The following is a 22,000-nucleotide window of genomic DNA, read 5'->3' on the forward strand; positions in this document are numbered from 1 at the left end:
GTCATGCCAGCCGGTTCTGGTCGGCGCGGCTTCTGTCGGGGCCACCCCGCTCGCGTGGAGAACGCCTCTTGACCGATACGCATCCTGAACTGCAGCGACGAGTCTTCGAACTCCATCGGAAGCTGGGAAATCGACAAGCAACGTTGGGTGCGGTCCTGAGCAGGACCGTGCTGAGAGATCGGCACCGGGGCTAGCGGAGCTTTGCCCATGCTTCGTCGATCATGGCTGCGCAGACTCGGGGATCGGTGCGTTCTTTGGTGTCGTCCCCGAGCGGCTTGAGTTGGATGGTCAGAGTGGTATCGGTTCGCTGGCACAGGACAGGCTGTTCGGACAGGCGGGCATGAGGTGATGCCGCCCTGACGGAACACCTTCGCGCTGAAGCGCTGTCCGCAGGCGACGGGTGAAGACGAGGGCGCTGCGCTGATCGACCACCGCATTGCCGAGCTGTCCGCGCTGGATCGGCAGATCACCGCCATCTGGGCCGCCCTCGACCGGACTCCAGCGGACTGATGAGGTGCCCGCGTTTGATCCTTATCACGCCACTGGCCATGTCGGGGGTTAGCCTCGGTGAGAGCCACCGAGGCCCCCGTGATCTGTGATCAGGTATTGCGGAGTGTGTGGGTGGTGCCGGGATGGCCTACCCGGCTTTCACCCAGAACTCGTCCAGTGCCGGCTTTTGCACCGAGTCCCAGTAGAAGATTCGGTCCCAGGTGTAATATCCGGGCAGTTTGCCGCCTGCGCTGCGGTTCTGGCTCGCATTCAGGTACTGAACCGAGAAGTTTCCGTCGCCCAGGCCAGCGCCTTGTTTTGTCGAGGCGAACGGGTATTCGTCACAATCTTGTCCTTGCGTCGGCGGCGGCAGCCCGGGACAGGTGGCGTCTTTCGCCGCTTTATTCAGTTTCCAGGTAGCACCCTTGTATTTCACGCGGAACAGGCCGTCGTCCCAGGATGGAGGCGGATATCGTCCCGGGATCACTTTGCCCGTTTTTTGTGGATACGTCTGGTCAGGATGGTACTGGGCGCGCCGGATATGGTCTATGACTTCGTCGTAGCCGTCCCCGTACACGTAGTTGAGTCGGGGAATGACATCAGTGAACACGCAGGCTTTCGTGAGGAAGTAGGGCGCGGAGTCGCAACGGAAATTGGGCTTCGTCCAGGTGTCAAGGTCTACGTCGATTCCGATGTTGTCGGTGGCGTGGCCTAACATTGAGAAATTGTTCCGGAGCATCTTCTCTGGCCGCTGGGGTGACGCTGTCTCGTCCGATGTCAGGTTCCAGTCGACCCATCCCTCGTTCTTCCAGTCCCCGAGTTCGTGTGTGATCTGGTCCTTGTCGGCGGAGCAGCCCACGTTCAGATCTCGACAGCCGACTTGAATAGTGAGCGGGCTTGAGGCCGAGAAGTTGCCCCTGTCCTCGAGGTCGTCCACATGGAGGTAGTAGTGGACGTTGCGGTAGAAGGGGTTAGCCAGCGCGATCACCCGATACGGGGCGACGAACTGACCCGAGATCTCGCCGGGGGGATACTTGATCGTCTGGCCGGCGATCTTGTTCCGCGCACACCAGACGTAGCGGTTGAATACGTGGCCTCCGGGCTTGCCCGCGTTGTCGTTGGCGAGGCAGGCGTCGAGGATCGCTTGGGGAGGATCCACAGCGGCGGTCGCCGCCGCGATCATTCGCTGCGTCTCCTCGGTGCTGTCCAGATCGCTGCTTCGCGTGTCTGATATCTCATTCCTCTTGATGGCCTTCGTGATGGACTCCTCCAAGGTTCCCTGGCTCGGTGGAGAGTGAGGGGCCGGCCTGATCCGTCCGGCCGGGTCCACGGACGCGGAGGCAAGCCCGCCGCCGTCCCACGACGTGTCGTCGAGCAAATGCCGGTTTTCGGCGCGCGCGAAACCGGACCAGGCGACGGTGCCGACGACTATAGCTATTGCAATCGTCAAAGCGCCCCAATGATTGTATTTGGAAGGCATGATTTCCTTTCGTTAGAAACTAAACCCAAACCTCTTACGTGTCTGATTTTCGTCACACGCGAGGAACGCGCCGTGTGAGACAAGACCTGCTGCCAAGGCCACGGCTGATATTCGTTCTCTTTTCATTCGCTCTCCCTTCTTTGCATGCCGCGTGCGGTCCGGTCTCGCGGGGCATGACGGATTTCTCTCGAACTACCGACGCCGCGCGGGGCGAGCACCTCTTCCTGCCCGATATTCACCCGCCGATCGGGATCAGCGCCCCCGGCCGATAGAAGTAGATGTCGGTGTCGCGTAGCCCGGCCGCGACATGGGTGCCGACCGCGCCGACCGCAACCGCGTTCGGATACTGCCCGGCGCGATACGCACCCGCGCGGGAAAAATCCTTGGTGGTGGACGCCTCGACATGATCACGGGAACCGGACGCGGTGAACACCGTCCCATCGTCCGGGGAGACCGCGAGATCGGCGAGGCCTGGTCCGACGGCCTGGTACGCGGACCGGCAGGCAGTCCAGATGAGGGGCTGGCCCGCGGCCCTGGATTCTTGCCCGTCGATCTTGTATCGCATTGCTCGCAGCGGCGTGCACGTTTCCTCCCCCAGTCACAGACTCTGGTGTGACAGTCCGGCGTCGGCTTTCGTCGCGGTGTGGAAATGCGGTCGGACCTTCGGGTGTAGTGCATCCGGGTTGTTCAATGCGGCGTGCTGGACGTTGAACAACAACCTCTGAACAATGACCTGCGGGGAAGGGGATGGTCATGCCGCGTCCGCAACGCCCGCTGGGCGGGGAAGAGACGCCGTTGCTGCGGTTCGCGGCGGGTCTGCGGCGGCTGCGGGCGGAGGCGGGGACCCCGACGTACCGGGATCTGGGTGCCCGGACGCACTATTCGGCGGCCAGCCTGTCCGAAGCCGCGGCCGGCAGGAAGCTGCCGAGCCTGTCGGTCACGCTGGCTTACGTGAAAGGGTGCGGAGGCGACCTCGCGGAGTGGGAAAATCGGTGGCGTGTGCTGGTTTCTGCGCTTTCCGCGGAAAGCGGGACGGATGCGTCGGGCGAGGAGGCCGGAAGCGGCGCTCGTGATGATCAGGAATGTCCGTATGTCGGGCTCGCCGCGTTTCAGCCGGAGGACGCGGCGCGGTTTTTCGGCCGGGATTCCGCGGTGGAGGAATTGTCGCGTCGCGTGGCGACGCAGCGGTTCCTGGCGGTGTTCGGCCCCTCTGGAGCAGGGAAATCGTCGCTGCTGCGCGCGGGTCTGGTCGCCCGGGCGCAGGCGGCGGGCGCCGGCGCGGATGCCGCCCGGCAGGTGGTGCTGTTCGTGCCCGGGCGGCACCCGTTCGCAGGGTGTGCCGCGCAATTCGCGTCGCTCACGGGCGAATCCGCGGCGGAGGTGCACGCCGAGCTGAACGCCGACCCGGCGAACCTGCACCGGCGCATCGGCGCGGTACTGGCCGGTCCCGGTGCGGAACTGCTGGTGGTGGTCGACCAGTTCGAGGAAGTGTTCACCACCTGCCGCGACCCGGACGAGCGGGACCGGTTCATCGCAGCGCTGCTGCACGCCGCCACCGCGACCGGCAGCCGGGCCCGGGTGGTGATCGGGGTCCGGACCGACTTCTACACCCACTGCGCGCAGCACCCGGGCCTGGTCGAGGCCCTCGCGGACGCGCAGATGCTCATCGGCCCGATGAACGCCCAGCAGATGCGGGAGGCGCTGGTCCGGCCCGCCGAACGAGCGGGAATGACGGTGGAGGCCGCGCTGCTGACAGCGGTCATCGCCGACGCCGCCGGCCAGCCCGGGGCGTTGCCGCTGGTGTCGCACGCGATGGTCGAGACCTGGCGCCGGCGCCGCGGCACCACCCTCGCGCTCGACGGCTACGAGGCCAGCGGCGGGATCGCGCACGCGCTGGCCCGCACCGCCGAAACCGTCTGGGAGACGTTGACCGAGCGCCAGCAACGGCTTGCCAGGGACCTGTTCCTGCGGCTGACCGCGCTCGGCGAGGGCACCGAGGACACTAAACGCCGGGTCACCCGCGACGAACTGGACACCGCCGACCCCGACCTCGTACGACTGCTGGACCGGCTCACGCAAGCGCGGCTGCTCACCGCGGACGCCGACATCGTGGAGATCGCGCACGAGGCGCTGATCCGGTCCTGGCCGCGGCTGCGGAACTGGCTCGCCCGCGATCGCGACGGCCTGCGGATCCACCGCCAGCTCACCGATGCCACCGACGCCTGGGAATCCCTGCATCGCGACCCCGGCGCCCTCTACCGCGGCACCCGCCTGGCTCTCGCCCGAGAGTGGGCTGCCGCCGGTGACGCCGCCCTCACGCCGCGGGAACAGCGCTTCCTCGACGAGAGCGCCGCCGCCGACGCACGAGAGCAGGCAGCCGCCCGCCGCCGGACCCGGCGGCTGCGCCAGCTGGTCGCGGCACTGACCGTCCTGCTGCTCGCCGCCGCGACGGCCACCGGCTACGCCGTCACCGCCGAGCACACGGCGAAGTCCGAACGCGACACCGCGCTCTCCCAGAAAGTCGCCGGCGAAGCCGCCGCGCTGCGCGCCGCGAACCCGGCGCTCGCCGCGCAGCTGAGTCTGGCCGCGTATCGGCTGGCGCCCACCGTGGAGGCGCGCTCGAGCCTGCTGTCCGCCCGCGCGACCCCCTACGCCACGCGACTGCTCGGGCACACCGGCGACGTCGAATCCGCGGCCTACAGCCCGGACGGCCGCCTCGTCGCCAGCAGCGGGGAAGACCTGACCGTGCGGCTCTGGGACGTGGCCGCGCCCCGTCCCCGCCAGGTCGCCGTGCTCACCGGGTACGGGCACAACGTCAAAGGCGTGGCCTTCAGTCCCAACGGCCGTTTCCTGGCCACCGGCAGCCACGACAACACCGCACGGCTGTGGGACATCGCCAATCCCGTTCACCCGCAGGAGGTCTCCGTCGCGTCCGGCCACACCGGCGGGATCAACAGCGTCGCCTACAGTCCCGACGGCCGTTTCCTGGCCACCGGAGCCGACGACAACACCGCACGGCTGTGGGACATGGGCGACCCCGCCGCGCCGCGCAGCGTCGCGATCCTGACCGGACATCGCGGACCCGTGCACTCCGTAGGCTTCAGCGGGGACGGCAGGGTTCTCGCCACCGGCAGCGCCGACCACACCGTGCGGCTCTGGGACATTTCGGCACCCGCGCAGCCGCGGCCTTACGAGGCTTCGATCCAGCACGGCGACGCCGTCCGGAAAGTGGCCTTCCGCCCGCGCGAACGCATCCTCGCCACGTCCGGCAACGACAACGCGACCCGGCTGTGGAACGTCGACGACCCCGCGCGTCCGCGTCCGCTCGCGACCCTTGCGCACGACAACCAGGTAACTGCAGCAGCATTCAGCACCGACGGCCGAGTGCTGGCCACCGGCGACGTCGACAACACCGTCCGGCTCTGGAGCGTCGCCGACCCCCGGCAGCCGCGGGCATTGACGACCCTGACCGGCCACACCAACGCCGTTTTCGCCGTCGCCTTCAGCCCTGACGGCCGAACGCTCCTCAGCGCGAGTTACGACCACACGGTACGGCTGTGGGACCTGCCCGCCCTGCCGCTCGCCAGCGACCACGACGCGGTCAACACCGTTAGCTTCACCCCGGACGGCCACACCCTCGCCACCGCCGGAACCGACGGCGTCATCCGGCTCTGGCGCCTCGCCGACCGGTTGATCGCCGACCCTGTCGCCACGCTTCCCGGCCGCGGCAAGCCGGTTCGCCAAGTCGCGTTCAATTCCGCGGGCGGACTGCTGGCCAGTGTCGGCAACGACAACGCCGCCCGGCTGTGGGACGTCACCGCCCCCGAAGGAAAACTCGAACTCGCGACGCTGCCCGGCGGCACGAACATCGCCTGGTGGGTGGACACCGTGTTCGCCGTCGCGCTGAACCCCCGCACACCGATCCTGGCCACCACCGACAACGACCGGCTGATCCTCCTGCGCGACATCAGCGACCCCCGTCGCCCGCGCGCCCTCGCCAGCCTCACCGGGCACACGAAAGCAGTGCTCGGCATCGCGTTCAGCCCCGACGGCAGAACCGCGGCCACCGCCGCCGGAGACAACACCGCCCGGCTATGGGACGTCTCCGACCCCGCACAGCCCACCGCCTCGGCGACCCTGACCAGCCACCGCGACTACGTCTACTCCGTCGCGTTCAGCCCCGACGGCCGTACCCTGGCGACCGGCAGCGGCGACGACACCGCCCGCCTCTGGGACGTCCGCGACCCGCACTCGCCCCGCGAGATCGCCACGCTGAGCGGGCACACCGACGTCGTCACCTCCGTCGCGTTCAGCCCGGACGGCGCAACGCTGGCCACCGGCAGCAACGACAGCACCGCCCGCATCTGGAACGTCAAAGACCCCGCACACCCCACCCTGTCGGCGGTTTTGACCGGCCACGCCAAAGGCGTCCACGCTGTCGCCTTCAACCCCGACGGCCTGGCCTTGGCGACCGCGGGCGGCGACGGAACCGCCAGGCTCTGGGACACCAGCCCCGAACACGTCGCGGCGACAATCTGCGCCCACGCGACGCCACCCATCACTGAAGCGGAGTGGTCGCAGTACCTGCCGAACGTCGAGTACCGACCCCCCTGCGCAGCCTGACCGCCGCATCCACTGCAGCCCAGACTCTTCTGCACCAACGCAACGCTTCACCCTATGGCCTGGTCGTTGTTGCGCGCGGACGGACGCGACACAGCCTCCCGAAGCCAGCGGCTGGCAGATGCGAAATTGCCGTTGGCCGGTGCGCACGAGGGAGGTGTGCTAGGCGGCTGAAGCGTGCCTCGGCCGGGTTCTGGTGGAGATCGCCAAGGATGAACCGGCCAGTCCGCTGCCGAGGGTTTCGTTCGCGCTCAGTCATTCCGAACGCCGACGGCTCGGCCGCTTTCACGGCCGTTCGCGGCAGAACAGGCGACGACGCGGAGTCCTCCGGCGAGCTGTATCTTCGGCCGGAACTCGTGAATCCGGCACTCCACGTCCGTCTTCGCTCTGGCCCGGCACAGCGCGGTGCCGGACGCCGGTGCCTCTCGCGCCGCCGTGCCCGGCACCGCCTCGCCTGGCGATACCGGGCACGGCGGTGGCCGAGACCGGCACCGGTGCCGTGATGGCTACCAGCGATCTCTCACGTTCCAGAAACGTCCGTAGAGCGTGTTGTCCCGGCTGCCTTTCCAGCCGATCATGACGTTGGTGCTGTCCCCGTATCCCAGTGCCGCCGGCCCGGTATTCGACTCGAAGTAGTCCCGCGGCAGTTCTTCCTGTGCAATCCATTGCCCGTGCGGGTTCAGGTAGGCGGTGAACACGCGGACGTCGTCGAAGACGCCCTTGTACACCAGCCGGAGGTCGTCGCTGTAGTCGCTGTCCGGCAGCGTGGTGGTCAGCGACGGCCCGTGGCTGGTGCCTGCGTCGGGCGCGGCCTGCAGTTGCGGGGCCCAGGACCATCCGTTGTAGCGCGAGTAGAACATCCGCTGGTCGTCGTGGACACCCTTCCATGCCATGGCGATCCCGCTCTTGGTCGAGACCATGGAGGGGCCGTCGCTGGTGCCCGCGTCGGGAACGGCCTGTTGCTGCGGGCCGAAGTTGAAGCCGTCGAGGCTCCAGGACATGAACATGCGCTGGTCGTCGTTGATGCCCTTCCACGCGATGTACAGCGTGTCGCGGTAGGCGGCCATCGTGGGGGCGCTGCTCGTGCCGCCGTCCTGGACGATGTGCCGCGGCGGTGCCCAGGAAATCCCGTCCGAGGTGGAGGAGAGCATGATCGCGCCGCCGCCTGCGTCTTTCCACGCCAGGTACAGTCTGCCCGCGAACCAGGCGAGGGCCGGGCCGTGGCTGGTGCTCGCTCCCGGAAGCTGCCCCGGGGCGCCGCAGTACCCGAATTTCGTGAAGTAGAGCGAGTTGTCGCCCGGTTTTCCCCTGTACACGACCAGTTGCTCGTTGGGAAGACGCTTGAGCCAGGCGAGCGCCGGGCGGTCGCTGGTTTCCCCGACGACCGGCGGGCAGGTTTCCTTGGCGGACGCGGGCGCTGGCGCGAACGCGAGCATCATCGGGCCGACGATGCCCAAGGTCAGCAGCCTGACCCGTCGTGAGCGGAATTTCATTGAGGTTCCTTCCCCTGGTGAAGCCGGCGTCGCAGGCGGCAGAGCGGCGAGTGTCGCTCGCGCAGGCTTCCCGTCGGTCGCTGCGGTCGTGTGCGGCCTCGGCTGAGCTGACCCTTTCGGAGGAGCTCAGCCGAGGCATTGCCGCCGCCGGGAAGCCGGGTTGACAGCCGTGCTCCGGCGACGAGCGGCGGAGTCAGCGCTGGAGGTCGTCCAGTCGCTTTTTCGCGGCGGCGAGTTTCGGCCCGTACTTGGCCGGGTCTTGCTGGTTGAGCGTGGTGAAGATGTCGACTGCTTCCTGCGCGAGCTGGGTTGCCAGAGGTTTGCTGGCGACGTTGACCAGGAAGTCGATAGTCGGGTACAGGATCCAGTCGCCCAGTTGGAGCTTGTACTTGGCGTTCTTCGCCGCTAATGCGCGAATGGTGTCCACCGCGTTGACGGCGTAGTCGGCGACTTGTGGGGATAGTTCTCGTTTGCTGCTGAGTGCTTGGGCGAGGTTCATGGTCGCGTTGGCTGTGCGGTAGGTGAGTTCGTCGTCGGCGGGGTTTTCCGTTGATAATTGTTTGTACAGTGCGATGGCCTCGTCGCCGGTTTTTTGTGCGTCGTCGTATCGGTCGGCGGAGGCGAGGAAGTTCGGTGCCGGGTAGGCGGCCCACTCCGCGAACTGTCTCCGGTACGACGGGTCGATTTTGGCGATCTCGCCTGCCAGATCGATGCCTTCCAGGGTCTTTTCCGCTGCTTCTCTGCGTTTGCCGTCGTCCCATAGTTTCCGTGCTTCGGCGATGAGGTTCTGCGCGGACTGTTTGTCCGTGGCCTGGCCCCAGTGCACCAGGTTGTTGACCAGAGCTACGTTGCGCAGCGTGGTCTCCAGCACCGGGTGCGTCTGCACTGATGTTCCCGCCTTCAGCTCGGCGAAGTGCTGGGCGTATTGGTCGCGCAGCCGGGCCATGCGGGCGTGCGCGGTCTGTTGCAGGCAGGTTGCCACCGGGTCGACCGCCTCGTCGGTTGCGGGGCAGTTCTCGGTCTGCTGCTGGGCTTCCAGCACGGGTTTTTTGTTCTGCACGTTCGCGGCCGCCTGCTGGAACGCCTCGACCAGGTGGTCGCCGCCGTGGAGCGGCTTGCTCCCGAACAACAGCGCGCGCAGTTGCTCGTCGGACTGCAGCGCGCGGGGGAATCCCAGTTCGGTGTAGGCCTGCAGCAGGCGCAGATCGTCGTTGGTGCGTCGTGCGGCCTGCTGCGTGGTGATCTGGTCGATGGCGCGCGTGTAGTATTCGATCCGCTTGCCGTCGAGGTATTTCGTCATCGTGCGGGCCAGTGCCGCGTCGCTGTCGGCGATCGGGAACCAGGTCGCGGTGCGGTCGAACTCGTTGCGGAGGAGGTCGTCTGGTGACCATGCTTCGTAGAGGGCGTCCTGTAAGTCCTTGTGGTAGACGACGGTGCCGGTCCGTTTGTCGATCGATTCGTAAACGAAGCTGCGGAACATCGTCGCTTCGCTGCGGTTGAGGTTCACCGGCCCGATGTCCGGCGCGGTCACTTGGCTGTACACCACCATGCTGAGGTCGCCGAGCTTGTAGATCGTCTGGCTGTCCTCCGCGGTCCTCGTGTTCGTCAGGTTCGGAAGCCAGCACTGGCGGTAGTCCAGTCCGTGCGCCTCCGGGCCGTCGTTGATGTATCGGGCGAAGGTGGTGGCTGGGCCGAGCCGGGAAACGGTGATGCTGAGCGGCTTCTTCAACGGCCGTTTGGCCTGGTAGCACGGGTTCATCTCCTCGGGGCTCTCCGGTCCTTGCGGAGCGGGCTGGGTCGGCGGGCCGAACAGCCGGAAGCTGTGCCTGGTGTCGGCGACGACGCGGTCGCGGGCTTGGCGGGCGACAGTCCCGGCCAGTTCGTCGACTGAGTTGTCGTAGTCGGCGGTCAGGCCAGTAAACAGCGGGTTCAGCGGCTTGGCCGGGTCCGGTTTGCTGAACGCGGTGCTGGCGTTCAGGATGCGTTGGCCCATCAGCGCGACGCCCTCGCCGCGGTAGCGTTTGAGCCTGCCCGCGAAGTCCGGGTTCTGCGCGGACAGTTTGCTGTAGGCGTTGGCGGCCAGTTGCCACAGCGCGACGTTGCCCACGGTGTCGGCGTCCGGCGCCGGGAAGTCGTGGTCGAATCGGGCCTTGGCGTACCAGGACAGGTAGCCGATGGTTCCGACCGGGCCGTGCGTGTTCAGCACCGTGTTCAGGTCCGCCGACGGGTACTGCGAGGCGGGCACGACGTAGGCGGCGTCGGTCGCCAGCTGGGTGGCGGCGGTGTGCAACGCGTTTTCCGCCTGCTCGTAGTACTTCTCATAGGGAGAGATGGGAATGCCCGTGGTCGCCTGGTAGTCGACGAACCCGTTAGCGGCGGTGAGCCAGGGGGCGCGCTCGTTGTCGCCGATCGCTTTGAGGGTCAGGGCCCCGAAGGTCTGCATCTGCGCCTGGAGCTGAGAGAGCTGGGCGGACACCGCCCGTGCGGTCTCCCGGATGTCGCGCGTGCTCTGCTTGATCTCGGCGAGTTGCGCGTCGATCTTGTCGTAGGTCTCGCGCAGCGCCTTGTCGATCCGGTCGAAACGCTCGGTCATGTCCTTGCGCAGCTCGGCGATGTCCTTGTGGATCTTCCCTAGCTCCTCCATGATCAGCGCGTTGGAGTCGGGTCCGCCCATGAACAGCCCGATGATCGAGGTGGCCGCGCCGAGGATGTTGCCGGTGAGCGCGACGCTGGCCAGCGAGCCGATCGCACTGACGATCCCGACGATCTGCGCGACCTCGGCGAACTTGCTGACAGCAGAGGCGATGTCGGCGGCGGCCTTGCCGACGGTGCCGATCTTGGCGGGGATCTCGGGCAACCACAGCCCGGCGAACTCGGTCGCCCCCGTCAGTCCGGCCTTGGCGCTGTCGATCTTGTCCTGGCGGGCCTTTCCGGCCGCCTCGGCGGCTTTGGCGGCCTTCTCGTCCGGGGTCTCCGAGCTGCCGGGCAGGTGGATGTGCACCACGATGTGCAGCAAATTCGCGCTTTCGGTCCGGACCGCCTCGATGGCGGACCGCTGCCCGGCGACCTGTCGCGCGACCTCGTCGCGCACGCTTTCGGCGCTGCCGGCGGCGGCCAGCAGCTTGGGCACGTCGAGGACTGCGGCCAGTTCGGGCGAACTGGCCATCTCCTGCGCGGTGGCGCCTGCGCGCACGCCGGCGGGTTTGCCGATGACCTCGTCCCAGGCCTCGCGGAACGCGGCGTCGTTCTTGGCGCGCTCGGAGACTTTGGCGAAGGTGTCGGTCTGCAGCTTGTAGAGGAACTGCGGACTGTTGAACTGCTCCTGTGAGCCGTTGATCCGGTTGACCACCTTGTCGATCGACGGCGGCCGGTCGCGGCCCGCGACGATGTTGACCAGGTCGGCCACGTCCGGGCTGAGGATCGCCTCCAGCATGCGTCCGATCCGTTTCTGGGGACCGCGTTTGGCGTCGGCGGCGGTGAGCGCCGAGGCGATCTTCTGCTGCTGGCCGGCGAGATGGTTCTTGACCTCGTCCGCGTTCGCGCCGGTGTTGTGCGCCCGCCAGCTCAACAGGTCCGCCGACAGCACGAACAGCCGGTCGGCGTCGGCTTTGTCGTTGACCCTCAGATAAGCGCTGAACAGAGCGGCATCCATGGCCTGCGGCGTGACGGCGCCCGCGGCGCGGACCGGGGGCCGGGGGGAGCGCGGGCGCAGCTCGCGCGGGTTGCGCGAACCCGGCCAGCATGGTGGCGACCACGCCGCCGGCGATCGCCTGCCGCATCCAGCGGTTTCCGAACAATCCTCGTTTCATCGGTGCATACCGTCCCTGTCGACAGTTCTCGCGGCGACCGGTTGATCTCCGGGTGGTGCGCTGCCCGTGAGCGGAAATTTCTCCGGCGGGAATCGACGTCCCGCCGGAGCGGAGTACGGCGGCTGTCTCTCGCGCAACTGGCGACTCGCTGTCACCGACGTGTTCGTCGACGCCCCGGCAGTCCTTGCGGCTGCCCGCCTGCCTGACGCCCCGCCTGTGCCGTCAGGACTGCTGGCCAGTCAATGTCGTGAAACCCCTGCCAACGCAATAGAATTGAATGCCCATGCGCTTCCCGCGCGGTGTCGATCCCCACCGACCTCGCGTACTGCCGGACGCCGTTGCGGTTTGCTGCCGTTTGCCGTTGACGTGTTCTGTCGTACCGCGCCGTCGTCACCGAGCCGTCACCGTCGGGCCTGGCTGGGACGCGACCGCTGGTCCCGCGAACGACACCTGCCCCGTGCGGCTGAGTCGGCCGACGGCATTTTCAGTGAAGTGGCCTCGCGAGAGTCTCGCCGCCGTCCTTGACGGGGGCTGCGGACTGGTCAGCCGACGCGCCATGCCTGGGTGCCGCCGCCATCGCATTGCCACATCTGCACCGAAGCCCCCAACCAGGTGTTGCCGAACGAGACGTCCAGGCAGTTCTTGTCGAGGTTGCGCAGCGAGGCTCCTTCTGTGTGGAATTGCTGGGCGTCTCCGCCGTAGCACGTCCAGGTGTTCACGCCTGCGCCTCGGCCGGCGTTGTTCCAGTCGATGTCCAGGCAGGTGCCGAGTTCGCTTTTGATCGTGCCGTTCCCTTCGAAGGACCATCGTTGCTCGGGGCTTCCGGTGCATCCCTCGGTGCTGACCGCCGCGCCCGGTCCGGGGTTGGCTCCCCGGACTGTCAGGCACAGGTTGTTCCCGGTCCAGACGATCATGACTCCCGACAGCTTTTCGCCCGGGCGTTGGGCTGCCGGTGCGGAGCGTGGGTGTGCTGCGTCCGCGGGCAGGGGCCCAGGCTTCGGCACAGTCGCGGTCGCCGGGCCGGCGACCAGCAGGCCGATGCCTGTCGTCGCTGTGGCCAGGCACGCTATCGTGGCGCGGCTGAATCCTTGGTTCTTCTTCATCTTTTCCTCTTTTCGGATCGTCCGCGCACCTGGGACGGGGGAGCGGTTTCTGGTATGGGGAAGCGATGGCCGGGGTACTGTCGGGTTCCTCGCCTTGTCGTGGTCTCGCGTAGAGCGTCGTGAGCGGTTCGGCGTTCCTGCGGAACCCCTTCCCGAGCGGCCGCCCCCGGGCCTCGACCGGCCCGGCTGCGATCACCACTGTGGCCCGGCCCCGGACGTGCCGGGAATACCGAACCTTGAGGGTTGACGGCGGCCGTGTTCGCCGCCGGGCGCAGGCAGGCCAGCGGCCGCCGACATGTGCTGATGACGGAGGCGGAGGCCAGCCCTGAAACGGGCGCAAATCGTCGACAGGCCGGGGAGGCACGACGGATGCGGGACGGTGCGCCGCCGCGTCGCTGTGTTCTGTGCGGTTCAGCCGTTGAGGGCGGCGGCCAGGTGGTCTCGCCCGTCGGCCCCCGTCTTGCGGTAGACGGATTTGAGGTGTTCGTTGACGGTGTGCACGGACACGGCGAGGTGCCGGGCGATTTGTTTCGGCGCTGTTCCCCGGTAGAGCTGGGACACGATCTGCAGTTCGCGGGCGGTGAGTCCGTGCCAGTCGCCGAAGTACGGCAGCAGCGTTTCGCCGGTGGCCTGCTGGATGACGACGGCGACGTCCCCGGCGCTGTCGCTCTCGCCGCCAAGTGCTTGTGCCTGGACCGCCACCCAGTGTCCGTAGCTCGCGGCCGGCCCCACGAACAGCGGGGCCGCGGTGTGCCGGTCGTCGCCGCGGGCGCGTGCCTGCGCCGCCAGGATGGCGAGCCCGGCGTCGAGTGCCCAGTCCGGGCCCGCGTCGGGGCGGTGGAGCTGGTCGCGCCAGTTTCGACCGTCCGGAGTGGCTGCTCGGATCCGGTCGTCGGCGTCGAGGACGAGCACGCCGGCGGGCAGCGCGGGCCCGGCCGGGGTCAGCGGGCCGGTGGCGACATGCCGCCGGAGCACGCCGATCAGCGCGGTCGTGAGCTGCGCGACGGAAACGGTGTCGTGCTCGGTGAACGGTTGCGCGTGCTCCGCGCGCAGCAGGCCGACCGTTCCCCACAGGCCGCGTGCGGAGCACAACGCCACCCGCAATTCGCACCTGACGCCGTAGCGGCCGAACATCCGCCGCGTCGACCGTTGCCGCGGTCCGCCGCCGCTGCCTGCCACGCCGCCGGGAACCGGCTGCTGCTGGAGAACGCTCAAGGGGCAGGGATCGTCGCCGCTCCAGAGACCGCGGTAAAGCGCCCGGCCGAAATCGGCCTCGTATCCGTGGATGAACGCGAAGGCACCGAGGCCGCCCTGCGTGTTCGGGGAGTATCCCAGTAGCCGGAGCGCGTCGTGCGCCACCAACGGCGCGATAGCCCGGGACAGCGCTTCTCCCAGGTCCCTCGCGCCGAGTCCCCGTCCGGGCAGAGCCGCGAGCTCCCGCGCCACTTGCTCCGTTGACCGAGCCACCCCTCCAGGATCCTCCGCCCCGCCCAGCCCGACAACACACTAACCAGACCACCACGGATGCTATGCCGCGCGCCCGCTCGGGCCGACGGATGCGCCGCTCTCGCCGAATACGCCGGACGGATCAGGGCCTGCCGTCTGCTGCGGAATGCCGGCCCGGGCCGCCGTCGAGACTGCAGGTTGGCCAGCGGGCCTCCCGGAAAGCGAGGATGTGCCGCAGAGTTGCGTAAACAGCGTGCCCCCCGTCCAGGTCGCTGGGCGGGGGGCGCCTTCGGCACGTTCGGGTGTAGTGGCTCGTTGCGCAATCCTTGCTACTTGGCTTTCCTAGTCTGGAATGTCTAGGTCCATGGCCACTATCCCGTGACTTCTGGGGCATTCAGCACTGGAGTATTCACCCTTATTTGCCCATTCTCCAACCAGCGGTTCGGGAATGTTCCAGCAGTAAACAAAGACCCTGTGTGCTCGCTCCCTGCAGGTTGACCAACCCCAAAAGACGTTGTATTGACCGCATCTGCAATCCGGCGGAACGGAGGATTGGCACCCGTTGCTAAACGGCAGCAGTGTTTGACGCGAACTTGTGCGTGGATCTGCCTCCGCCGTGGATGCAGTAGTCAGCGTCAGCAACGTTCCCGCCGTGGCCAGGGCGGAAATTGTACCCAGGATTCTCACGGTCGACTCCTTGGCTGTGCAACGTGGATTTATGGTAACCGTCGCGGGCTGAATGTTCGTGGCGCATTGATTTGTCGTAGGTTGACGGTGCGCAACTTGCGCGCGATATGCTTGGATGCGAGATTCGCCCGGTCATGGCCAGTACGGCTGAGCTCGCTCCGCCGCATGGAAGATGACACTTCCGTCAATTGTCGAAGGGGTGGTATTGATGCCCATTGTCTGCCACTCGATGACGAACTCGAACGGGGCGGGTGGGGGAAGGGGCCAGAGCCATAGGCGTTGATCGCTCTGGTAATGCTGGTCATCGCTGCTGAATCCGCCGCCCGCGTCGACGAGCCTGGGAGCTTCCGGTCGATCGGCGGGGTTCGCGCAGTTGCGGAAGGCGTCGCCAACAGTGGCGGCCTTCGAGCCATCAGGAAAACGGACTCCGAACTTCAGGTCGGCGTCGGTCGGTTCCGGAGGAAAGCCTCTTGTGGCATGCCTGTCGGTCAACCCTGTCCAGGTCGCCTCGTCCACCGAGCCCCGCCGGACGACTACCTGCAGGTTGAACCAGCAGCCCTCTCGAAAGGCGAGGGCGTGCTGCAGCGTGCCAGTTCAATACTGACACGCGAGCCTTGCAGCTGTGGTGGATCGGCGAATACGCTGCCAGCGCTCCGCTTGCCGCCCCATCGTCGAAGCGGCCATCCGGCTCTGCTGCTCGAACTAAACGAACCTAAATACCGCGCCGAAACCGGCAACAACGCCAGCCAATTCCCCGGCCTCGGCGCACGCATACCCCATCTTCTCGACAAGAGGGCACGATCGGCGATGATGCCGAGAACAAAGCTCTATGAGGTGACTGGCAGGTTCGTCGGAACGAGCGCATGCTGAAGGTTGCTGTCGGAGCACGGCAAAAGGGGGGGAACCGCATTGAGCCCCGAGACCACCGCCGAGGTCCGTACCGGATTCGGCGCGGCGATCATGCTGGGCATCGGCGATGACGACAGCGTCGCCGAACACGACGCTGAGACCGAGGACGAGGCCCGCCACTGGATCGAGCAGCGTCCCCACGGCACCGCCGGGCCCTTCCATTCGCCGTTTACGCCGAGGGCGTCCGCATCCACGACGGGCCGGGCGAATCCCATTGGGAGAACTACCCGGACGACGCGCCCGAACACACTGCCGACCTCGTCGACGGCACTGTGCGCTGGTGGCCGCGCGAGGACGCCCGGCGATAGCTGCCCACCGCGCGAGGAGGTACTCGTTGCGACGGTCCCGCCGCTTAGGGTTGCTGCGGGCGCCCACCGGATCGGAGTCGACAGGTCTCGCAGTCGTGTGTGCGGCAACTCGGGCTAGAGCAAGGGTCCCGCCGCACTGGGCGTCCGGTCCCACCTCGGTCGGACCTGCGCCGCAGGCTTTCGGATCCGGCGGCAAAATCGGCACAGCAGAGCAAACGGAGGCGAAACGGAGCACATTGGCCTGGACACACAGTCCCGAAGTGGATCTTCCTGGAAGTGTTTGCGCTGGTCAACGTGTTACGAATGTGGTGGGCCGCCTGGGGCTCGAACCCAGAACCTACGGAGTCAAAGACCAGGTCAGTGGCTGGTTCTCGTCATCTGCGGATCTTGGTCTTCACCTGCGCGGGCGTGCTTCGCGGATGATCATGCTCGGTCGCTGATTCTCGTCTTTTGCGATCGTTTTCCGGGGGAAAACCGGGGAGATGATCATGCTCTCTGGCGGTGCCTGACGCTCGCCCGCTCAGCCCGTATCTTACCCGCCCACACTTCCCCCAACCCCGATACGAAGCTCCCACGCGGTCGGTAGAGCCGGGTCAAGGCACGCTTTCCCGCCTTGACGCGGTGCTACCGACCGTTGTCACGATCAGGCTTCGGGGTGGCTCTAGGCGATGCTTCTGCGTAACAGGTCGAGGATCATCGGCGACTGTTTCCGCATGGGTGGGATGTCCGGTTCTGGCGCGAGGGTCCTGTGTGCTGCTGGCGGGCGGCGCTGGGGTCCGGCACCGCTGGCGGCCGCGCGGCCCGGCCGGTGGGCGGAGCGGAGCGGGAGCCCGCCGTGCCGGGATCGCGGCGGCCGCCCAGGCGAGGGGCTACGGACCGCAGCAGGCGCGCCGCCCGGCGGCGCGCCCTTGATCCCATAGAGCCAAATTCGGCAGTTGGCCGCTTAGGAATCTCTTTACCCTCCGAGGTGTCGAAATGGACGAACTTAAGAAGCTGTTCGGGGTAGACCTTCTTTGTTACATTCTCGCGTGTGAAGCGGGTGATCTGGAAACGCCAACAGCGAGTTGGTCAGAGGCCCGACAGAGTGTATTGGGCCAACTTGAGATAATCCAGGTAGGAGTGTCGGGGCAAGAGGCAATTCAGCAATCAATGGCAGTGTCGAGTGTTATCCTTCGCCATCAAAGTGATTGCAATACCTCATTGGCTAATCTGTGGCGGATGCGCTGTGGGGGAGAGGTGTACGAGGTTTCCAATTCCGCGGACGCCTGTGCGGGGCTTTTGCAAGCACTTGCCCGTGATCTCTACCCCTTCTACTTGATGCCGATCAGAGAAGATGGTTTTGCTCACTTTTTCGGGCCTGGTGCTGAGTTGTACCAGCATCCGCTTCATATGATTTTCGCGCAGGCTGTCTTGGAAGATAGTGACTTGTGCAAGCTGTTTCCGGGTCGCGAAAATTCTGGTATGGACAACATTGATGAAGCGGCTCAGTTGGGCTCATTTATTAGGTTTTCTTCCGGGGCCGGATTTACTTACCAGTTGGTAATGCTTGCGATGCAACTCCTGTCTGCTGGATACCATCGTCAGGTTATGCTTGGTAAGTACGGTTATGCTAATTTTGTTGATGCGGTGACCTGCGCCCTTTTTGATGCGCGTTCCCTGGCACGCAGGGAAAAGATTTCAACTCCAGTTATAGTGGGCTTGAGCGGAGTAGTCCCGTTGACGGAGGAAGTCGCTTTTGGCGAATGCATTCTCCGTCGAGTTAAGTCAGATGACTTCGTCCTTCTTCCAGCAAACTCTGGAATAACGGCAGTTTTGGTGGCCGAGGTAGCATTTGAGCTGCTAGAGGTATCTAAGTGGAGAATGGGTCAAGAACTTGCGGTGAGTGACCCTGGCCAGCATCAGAAAGCATACGAAAGCTGGCATAAGGAGATCCGAGATTTGGTTAACGATGTGCGATTCGCTCTTTTGTGTAGCTCGGATGGCGCTAACTACATCACTGCCCGCCAAGAAGGGTTGGCATCTTTAAGTCCTCTGGGTAATGGACATCGAGTGCACGAGATGTCTCGGAATTTCGCCGGACCTAGCAGTGAGCTTTCGGGTGACCAGGCCCGGTTGGCATCAGAATGGTACGCCCGCATTTCAAGAGACGGGGGAAATATAGATATTGCGATACGAAGAATCCTTTCTGCGGTTAGCGAGCGCTTCGATGCGGTTGATGGCTTGATTGACGCGGTGATGGCATGGGAAAATATGTTTAGTGGAACACCTGAGACCACTGTGCGCGTGTGCGGATCGCTCGCAAACCTCCTGGAGTCGACTGACTACCCCGCAAGGGTATCCCTATTTCGGGAGCTTAAAAAGATATACAACATGAGAAGTAAGCTCGTTCATGGGGCAAGTGACGAACCGTCGCTTGACGATACTTTTAAGGCTCGCAACCGCGCAATTGAAATTGCACTTTCTGCAGCGCGTAGAGTGTACGAAATGGAAGGTTTCTCGGTGAAGAAGTCGGCTGAGCGAAGTGAGATGCTGTTGCTTTGGGCAGTTCCTCATCAGGACTCGGCTGGCGAATAGTGTTAACCTGCGATCATGCGTGGTGCGGGTGACCAGCTCAGCATCGGGGAGCGTATTGCCTTCTACCGGCGGCGGCGTGGGCTGTCGCAGGCGGTGCTTGCTGACCTGGTGGGCCGCACCGAGGACTGGTTGAGCAAGATCGAGCGCGGCGAGCGGGACATCCGCCGGTTGGACGTGCTGGCGGAGGTCGCGCAGGCGCTGCGGGTCACGTTGGGCGACTTGCTCGGCGAACCGGTCCTGCTGGAGGACCAGGAGAAGAACGACGACGTCCCGGCAATCCGGGATGCGCTGATGGCTCCGCGTCGGCTCTCCCGGACCTTGTTTTCCTCGGCGATGTCGCCCGAGTACATCGACCCCGCGCCGGTGGCGCAGCTGGTAGAGGGTGCCTGGTCCAGCTATCAGAACGGCGAACTCGGCCGGGTCGTCGCGGGGCTGCCCGGTCTGATCAAGACCAGCCAGGCGATGGAGGCCGCGTCCTCGGATGACGCGACGTACAAGCGGGCGTGCGCGGCGGTGTCGGCCCGGGTTCACCACCTGGCGGCAACCACGTTGAGCAAGATCGGAGAAGCTGACCTCGCGTGGATCGCGGCGGAGCGCGCGATGCAGGCTGCTGATGATGCGGATGATCCGTTGGTGTTGGCGTCGGCCGCGCGGTCGGGGACGCATGCGCTGCTGGCGGTGGGCCGGTTCGATGACGCGCTGGAGCTGGGCGATGTCGCGGCGAAGTGGCTGTTGCCGCGCATGGCCGAAGGTGATCCGGCGGCGTTGAGCCTCTACGGGATGCTCTACCTCCGCACGGCGGTGGCTGCGGCTCGGCATCAGGACCGGTCGACGGCGAATGACCTTCTCGGCCACGCGGGCCGGGCGGCGGATCAGCTCGGCGTGGACGCGAACTACTGGCAAACCGGGTTCGGACCGGTCAACGTCGAGCTGCACCAGTTGTCGGCGGCGCTGGATCTCGGCGACGTCGGGCAGGAGATCGAATCCGCGCCCCAGATCAACGTCGACCACTTGCCGGTGGAGCGACAGGTCACGCACCTAATCGACTTCGCGCGGGCGTTGAGCCTCGTTGCGAAGGACGACGAAGCGCTTGACGCGTTGCTGGAGGCCGAGACGAAAGCGCCGACCGTCGTTCGGCACAACACGATGGTGCGTGAGGTGGTGCGGTCGATGTATCGGCGTGCTCCGGCGTCGGCGGGCAAGAAGTCCTCGGCACTGCTGGCGCTGGCTGAGCGCTGCGGCGCGGTGAGGTAGGCGGATGACGTCGCGTGTTCTCGGCATGGTCGGTTCCGGTGCTGGTGGGGTTGAAGATCTTCTTCCGAAGCTGATCCGTCCTGCTCAGGCTGCGGGGTGGACGGTCGCGGTGACGCTGACTCCGACGGCTGGGCGCTGGCTGACCGAGTCGGGTGCGCTGGCGGAGATCGAGGAGGCCACGGGCTACCCGGTGCGGGTCGAGCCGCGGTCGCCTTCGGAGCGCAGTCCGCATCCTGCGCCGGACTGCTACATGGTCGCGCCGGCCTCGGCGAACGTGGTCGCGAAGATGTCGCTCGGCATCGCGGACAATCAGGCGTTGACGCAGGTTAACGAGGCCATTGGCACACGCAACCTGCCGGTCGTGGTGTTCCCGCGCGTGAACGCGGCGCATGCGCGTCAGCCGTTCTGGGAGATGCACATCGAGAACCTTCGGCGCGTCGGCGTCGACCTGCTTTACGGCGACGACGTGTGGCCGCTGCACGAGCCGCGCAGCGCTCCCGGCCGGGATCTGCCCTGGTCGGCGATGCTTGACGCGATCGATAAGGCCGTGCCGGTCGAGAGCTGAGGCAGGTCACTTCGCTGCGGCCAACCGTTCTAGACACAACCTGGCCGAACCTGATCGCGGCTCCTCATACATCCCCATTCCACGCGCTGCCTCGTCCAGCGCGCGCCAGAACGCCAAACGCGCGTTCACCTCGTCGCCGATCTCGACCAGGCACTCGAACGCCAAGCCGAGTTCGTTGTGCTCGATGAAGTCGTCTGCGATGGAGAGGTCCACGTCCGGCTGGTCGTTGATGTCGGCCCGTGCCGCAGCCAGGTGGCGGTGAGTGCGGTTCCAGCTGGCGTAGAGGGTCGAGCGGTCTTCGGTCACGGGGTCATTCTGCTTGCTCCGGCTGTGCCGAGCACTCTCTTTTGACCTGCGCGAACCTACCCGGACAGTTTGTCCGGGTGATCTGCCTTACCCGGGTGTCTCCTGATCTCAGCGCGCCAGATCGGGCGTGCGGTAGCCGAGACATCGGGAGAGCACATGGGCATTCACGTGGTGATTCAGCCCCTCGTCGGATACGGCGCTGCCGTCGTGTCGCCTTCCCCTGGGGTTCGCCAGCTGGTGGCCGGGGGCGATGAGACCGCGATCGTGATCCAGGTACCGGCTCGGATCGGCGGCCTGATGGACACCGCGCGGTTTGCGCGGAGCCTCGCTGTGGCCGCTGGCGAGTTCGGCGAGTGGTGCGAGACGCAGAACCGTACCCGCACCTACTCCTCTCCTCTCGGCGACCAGTGGCCGGAAGAGCGCGACTGAGCGCACAAAAAACTAGAGCAGCAAAGGGAATTCAGCATGGCTATCGAAAAAGGACACCGGTTTGCGATCGACTTCGACGAGGCGTTCCCTCAGGGGCTTGTGATGGTGGGGGAGGTGATTCCGGACAACGAGTTTCAGTCTCGTGAGAATCGTGCTGCGGGTCGTCCGGTGCGTCAGCGCATTGACGAGGTGACCGGGAAGCGGCAGTGGCGGGCTGCGGTGACGGATCCGGGTGAGACGAAGGCGAAGCGGGCGTCGTTCGAGGTGACGTTCTTGGCGGATGTGCAGCCGGTGCCGACGACGGCGGAGGCGTTGCCGGGGATGCGTCCGGTGGAGCTGGACGGGCTTACGGCTGAGCCGCGTGTCGGCGGGCAGGGCGAGTTCAAGTATCAGACGTACGTCTTCCGGGCGACGGGGTTCAAAGCTGCTGCGGGCAAGTCGTCGTCGCGGTCGACCGGTGCGTCGCCTGCGTCCGGTGAGGGCAAGGCGGCGTAGATGGGTGTTCTCGGTTTGCAGACAGGCACGATC

At 66.0% G+C, this 22,000-nt stretch carries 14 protein-coding genes; 6 read left to right on the forward strand and 8 right to left on the reverse strand.

The genetic code is table 11. The features are described 5' to 3' along the window. Nucleotides 1-637: 637 nt before the first annotated feature. Nucleotides 638-1,969, reverse strand: coding sequence for a NucA/NucB deoxyribonuclease domain-containing protein (locus F9C12_RS34725; protein WP_409463240.1), 1,332 nt, complete (start codon nt 1,967-1,969; stop codon nt 638-640). A gap of 235 nt (nt 1,970-2,204) precedes the next feature. Continuing rightward, nucleotides 2,205-2,534: a hypothetical protein gene (locus tag F9C12_RS34730; RefSeq protein WP_409463241.1), complete on the reverse strand. Its 330-nt coding sequence runs from the start codon at nt 2,532-2,534 to the stop codon at nt 2,205-2,207. A 188-nt stretch (nt 2,535-2,722) separates the two neighbouring features. On the opposite strand from F9C12_RS34730, the gene F9C12_RS34735 reads away from it, so the two are divergent. Next, on the forward strand, nt 2,723-6,592 hold the full coding sequence (locus F9C12_RS34735) for a hypothetical protein (RefSeq protein ID WP_409463242.1): 3,870 nt from the start codon (nt 2,723-2,725) through the stop codon (nt 6,590-6,592). Nucleotides 6,593-7,095: 503 nt separating this feature from the next. On the opposite strand, the gene F9C12_RS34740 is transcribed toward F9C12_RS34735, so the two are convergent. The 5 genes from F9C12_RS34740 to F9C12_RS34760 form a co-directional block, all read right to left on the reverse strand. Continuing rightward, nucleotides 7,096-8,082, reverse strand: coding sequence for a hypothetical protein (locus F9C12_RS34740; protein ID WP_409463243.1), 987 nt, complete (start codon nt 8,080-8,082; stop codon nt 7,096-7,098). A 193-nt stretch (nt 8,083-8,275) separates the two neighbouring features. Then, complete coding sequence (locus tag F9C12_RS34745) at nt 8,276-11,734, reverse strand: hypothetical protein (RefSeq protein WP_409463244.1); 3,459 nt, start codon at nt 11,732-11,734, stop codon at nt 8,276-8,278. Nucleotides 11,735-12,433: 699 nt separating this feature from the next. Further along, complete coding sequence (locus tag F9C12_RS34750; RefSeq protein WP_409463245.1) at nt 12,434-12,994, reverse strand: RICIN domain-containing protein; 561 nt, start codon at nt 12,992-12,994, stop codon at nt 12,434-12,436. A gap of 411 nt (nt 12,995-13,405) precedes the next feature. Further along, on the reverse strand, nt 13,406-14,440 hold the full coding sequence (locus F9C12_RS34755) for a helix-turn-helix transcriptional regulator (RefSeq protein WP_409463246.1): 1,035 nt from the start codon (nt 14,438-14,440) through the stop codon (nt 13,406-13,408). A gap of 819 nt (nt 14,441-15,259) precedes the next feature. Then, on the reverse strand, nt 15,260-15,643 hold the full coding sequence (locus F9C12_RS34760) for a hypothetical protein (protein ID WP_409463247.1): 384 nt from the start codon (nt 15,641-15,643) through the stop codon (nt 15,260-15,262). A 1,676-nt stretch (nt 15,644-17,319) separates the two neighbouring features. On the opposite strand from F9C12_RS34760, the gene F9C12_RS34765 reads away from it, so the two are divergent. Genes F9C12_RS34765 through F9C12_RS34775 form a run of 3 tightly spaced genes read left to right on the forward strand, consistent with a single transcriptional unit; the run spans nt 17,320 to nt 20,737 of the window. Next, the gene (locus F9C12_RS34765; protein ID WP_409463248.1) at nt 17,320-18,918 is read left to right on the forward strand and encodes a hypothetical protein; all 1,599 of its coding nucleotides are present in this window, start codon (nt 17,320-17,322) and stop codon (nt 18,916-18,918) included. Between the two features lie 15 nt (nt 18,919-18,933). After that, entirely contained in the window at nt 18,934-20,172 is a 1,239-nt protein-coding gene (locus tag F9C12_RS34770; protein ID WP_409463249.1) for a helix-turn-helix domain-containing protein, read from the forward strand. Nucleotides 20,173-20,176: 4 nt separating this feature from the next. Next, nucleotides 20,177-20,737, forward strand: coding sequence for a flavoprotein (locus F9C12_RS34775; RefSeq protein ID WP_409463250.1), 561 nt, complete (start codon nt 20,177-20,179; stop codon nt 20,735-20,737). A 6-nt stretch (nt 20,738-20,743) separates the two neighbouring features. On the opposite strand, the gene F9C12_RS34780 is transcribed toward F9C12_RS34775, so the two are convergent. Next, complete coding sequence (locus F9C12_RS34780; protein WP_409463251.1) at nt 20,744-21,043, reverse strand: MafI family immunity protein; 300 nt, start codon at nt 21,041-21,043, stop codon at nt 20,744-20,746. Between the two features lie 156 nt (nt 21,044-21,199). Between F9C12_RS34780 and F9C12_RS34785 the strand changes: the two genes are divergently transcribed. Further along, nucleotides 21,200-21,472 carry a hypothetical protein gene (locus F9C12_RS34785; protein WP_240690748.1) on the forward strand — a complete coding sequence of 91 codons (273 nt, stop codon included), beginning with the start codon at nt 21,200-21,202 and terminating at the stop codon, nt 21,470-21,472. A 36-nt stretch (nt 21,473-21,508) separates the two neighbouring features. Continuing rightward, nucleotides 21,509-21,967: a hypothetical protein gene (locus F9C12_RS34790; protein WP_409463252.1), complete on the forward strand. Its 459-nt coding sequence runs from the start codon at nt 21,509-21,511 to the stop codon at nt 21,965-21,967. Nucleotides 21,968-22,000 lie beyond the last annotated feature (33 nt).

It is taken from the genome of Amycolatopsis sp. GA6-003 (genome assembly GCF_046267895.1).
Taxonomy (GTDB): Bacteria; Actinomycetota; Actinomycetes; order Mycobacteriales; family Pseudonocardiaceae; genus Amycolatopsis.

Excerpts from the sequence above, each read along its gene's own strand:
- F9C12_RS34725 (WP_409463240.1), bottom strand. The coding sequence starts at position 1,969 with ATGCCTTCCAAATACAATCATTGGGGCGCTTTGACGATTGCAATAGCT.
- F9C12_RS34730 (WP_409463241.1), bottom strand. The coding sequence starts at position 2,534 with ATGCGATACAAGATCGACGGGCAAGAATCCAGGGCCGCGGGCCAGCCC.
- F9C12_RS34735 (WP_409463242.1), top strand. The coding sequence starts at position 2,723 with ATGCCGCGTCCGCAACGCCCGCTGGGCGGGGAAGAGACGCCGTTGCTG.
- F9C12_RS34740 (WP_409463243.1), bottom strand. The coding sequence starts at position 8,082 with ATGAAATTCCGCTCACGACGGGTCAGGCTGCTGACCTTGGGCATCGTC.
- F9C12_RS34745 (WP_409463244.1), bottom strand. The coding sequence starts at position 11,734 with ATGGATGCCGCTCTGTTCAGCGCTTATCTGAGGGTCAACGACAAAGCC.
- F9C12_RS34750 (WP_409463245.1), bottom strand. The coding sequence starts at position 12,994 with ATGAAGAAGAACCAAGGATTCAGCCGCGCCACGATAGCGTGCCTGGCC.
- F9C12_RS34765 (WP_409463248.1), top strand. The coding sequence starts at position 17,320 with ATGGACGAACTTAAGAAGCTGTTCGGGGTAGACCTTCTTTGTTACATT.
- F9C12_RS34770 (WP_409463249.1), top strand. The coding sequence starts at position 18,934 with ATGCGTGGTGCGGGTGACCAGCTCAGCATCGGGGAGCGTATTGCCTTC.
- F9C12_RS34775 (WP_409463250.1), top strand. The coding sequence starts at position 20,177 with ATGACGTCGCGTGTTCTCGGCATGGTCGGTTCCGGTGCTGGTGGGGTT.
- F9C12_RS34785 (WP_240690748.1), top strand. The coding sequence starts at position 21,200 with ATGGGCATTCACGTGGTGATTCAGCCCCTCGTCGGATACGGCGCTGCC.
- F9C12_RS34790 (WP_409463252.1), top strand. The coding sequence starts at position 21,509 with ATGGCTATCGAAAAAGGACACCGGTTTGCGATCGACTTCGACGAGGCG.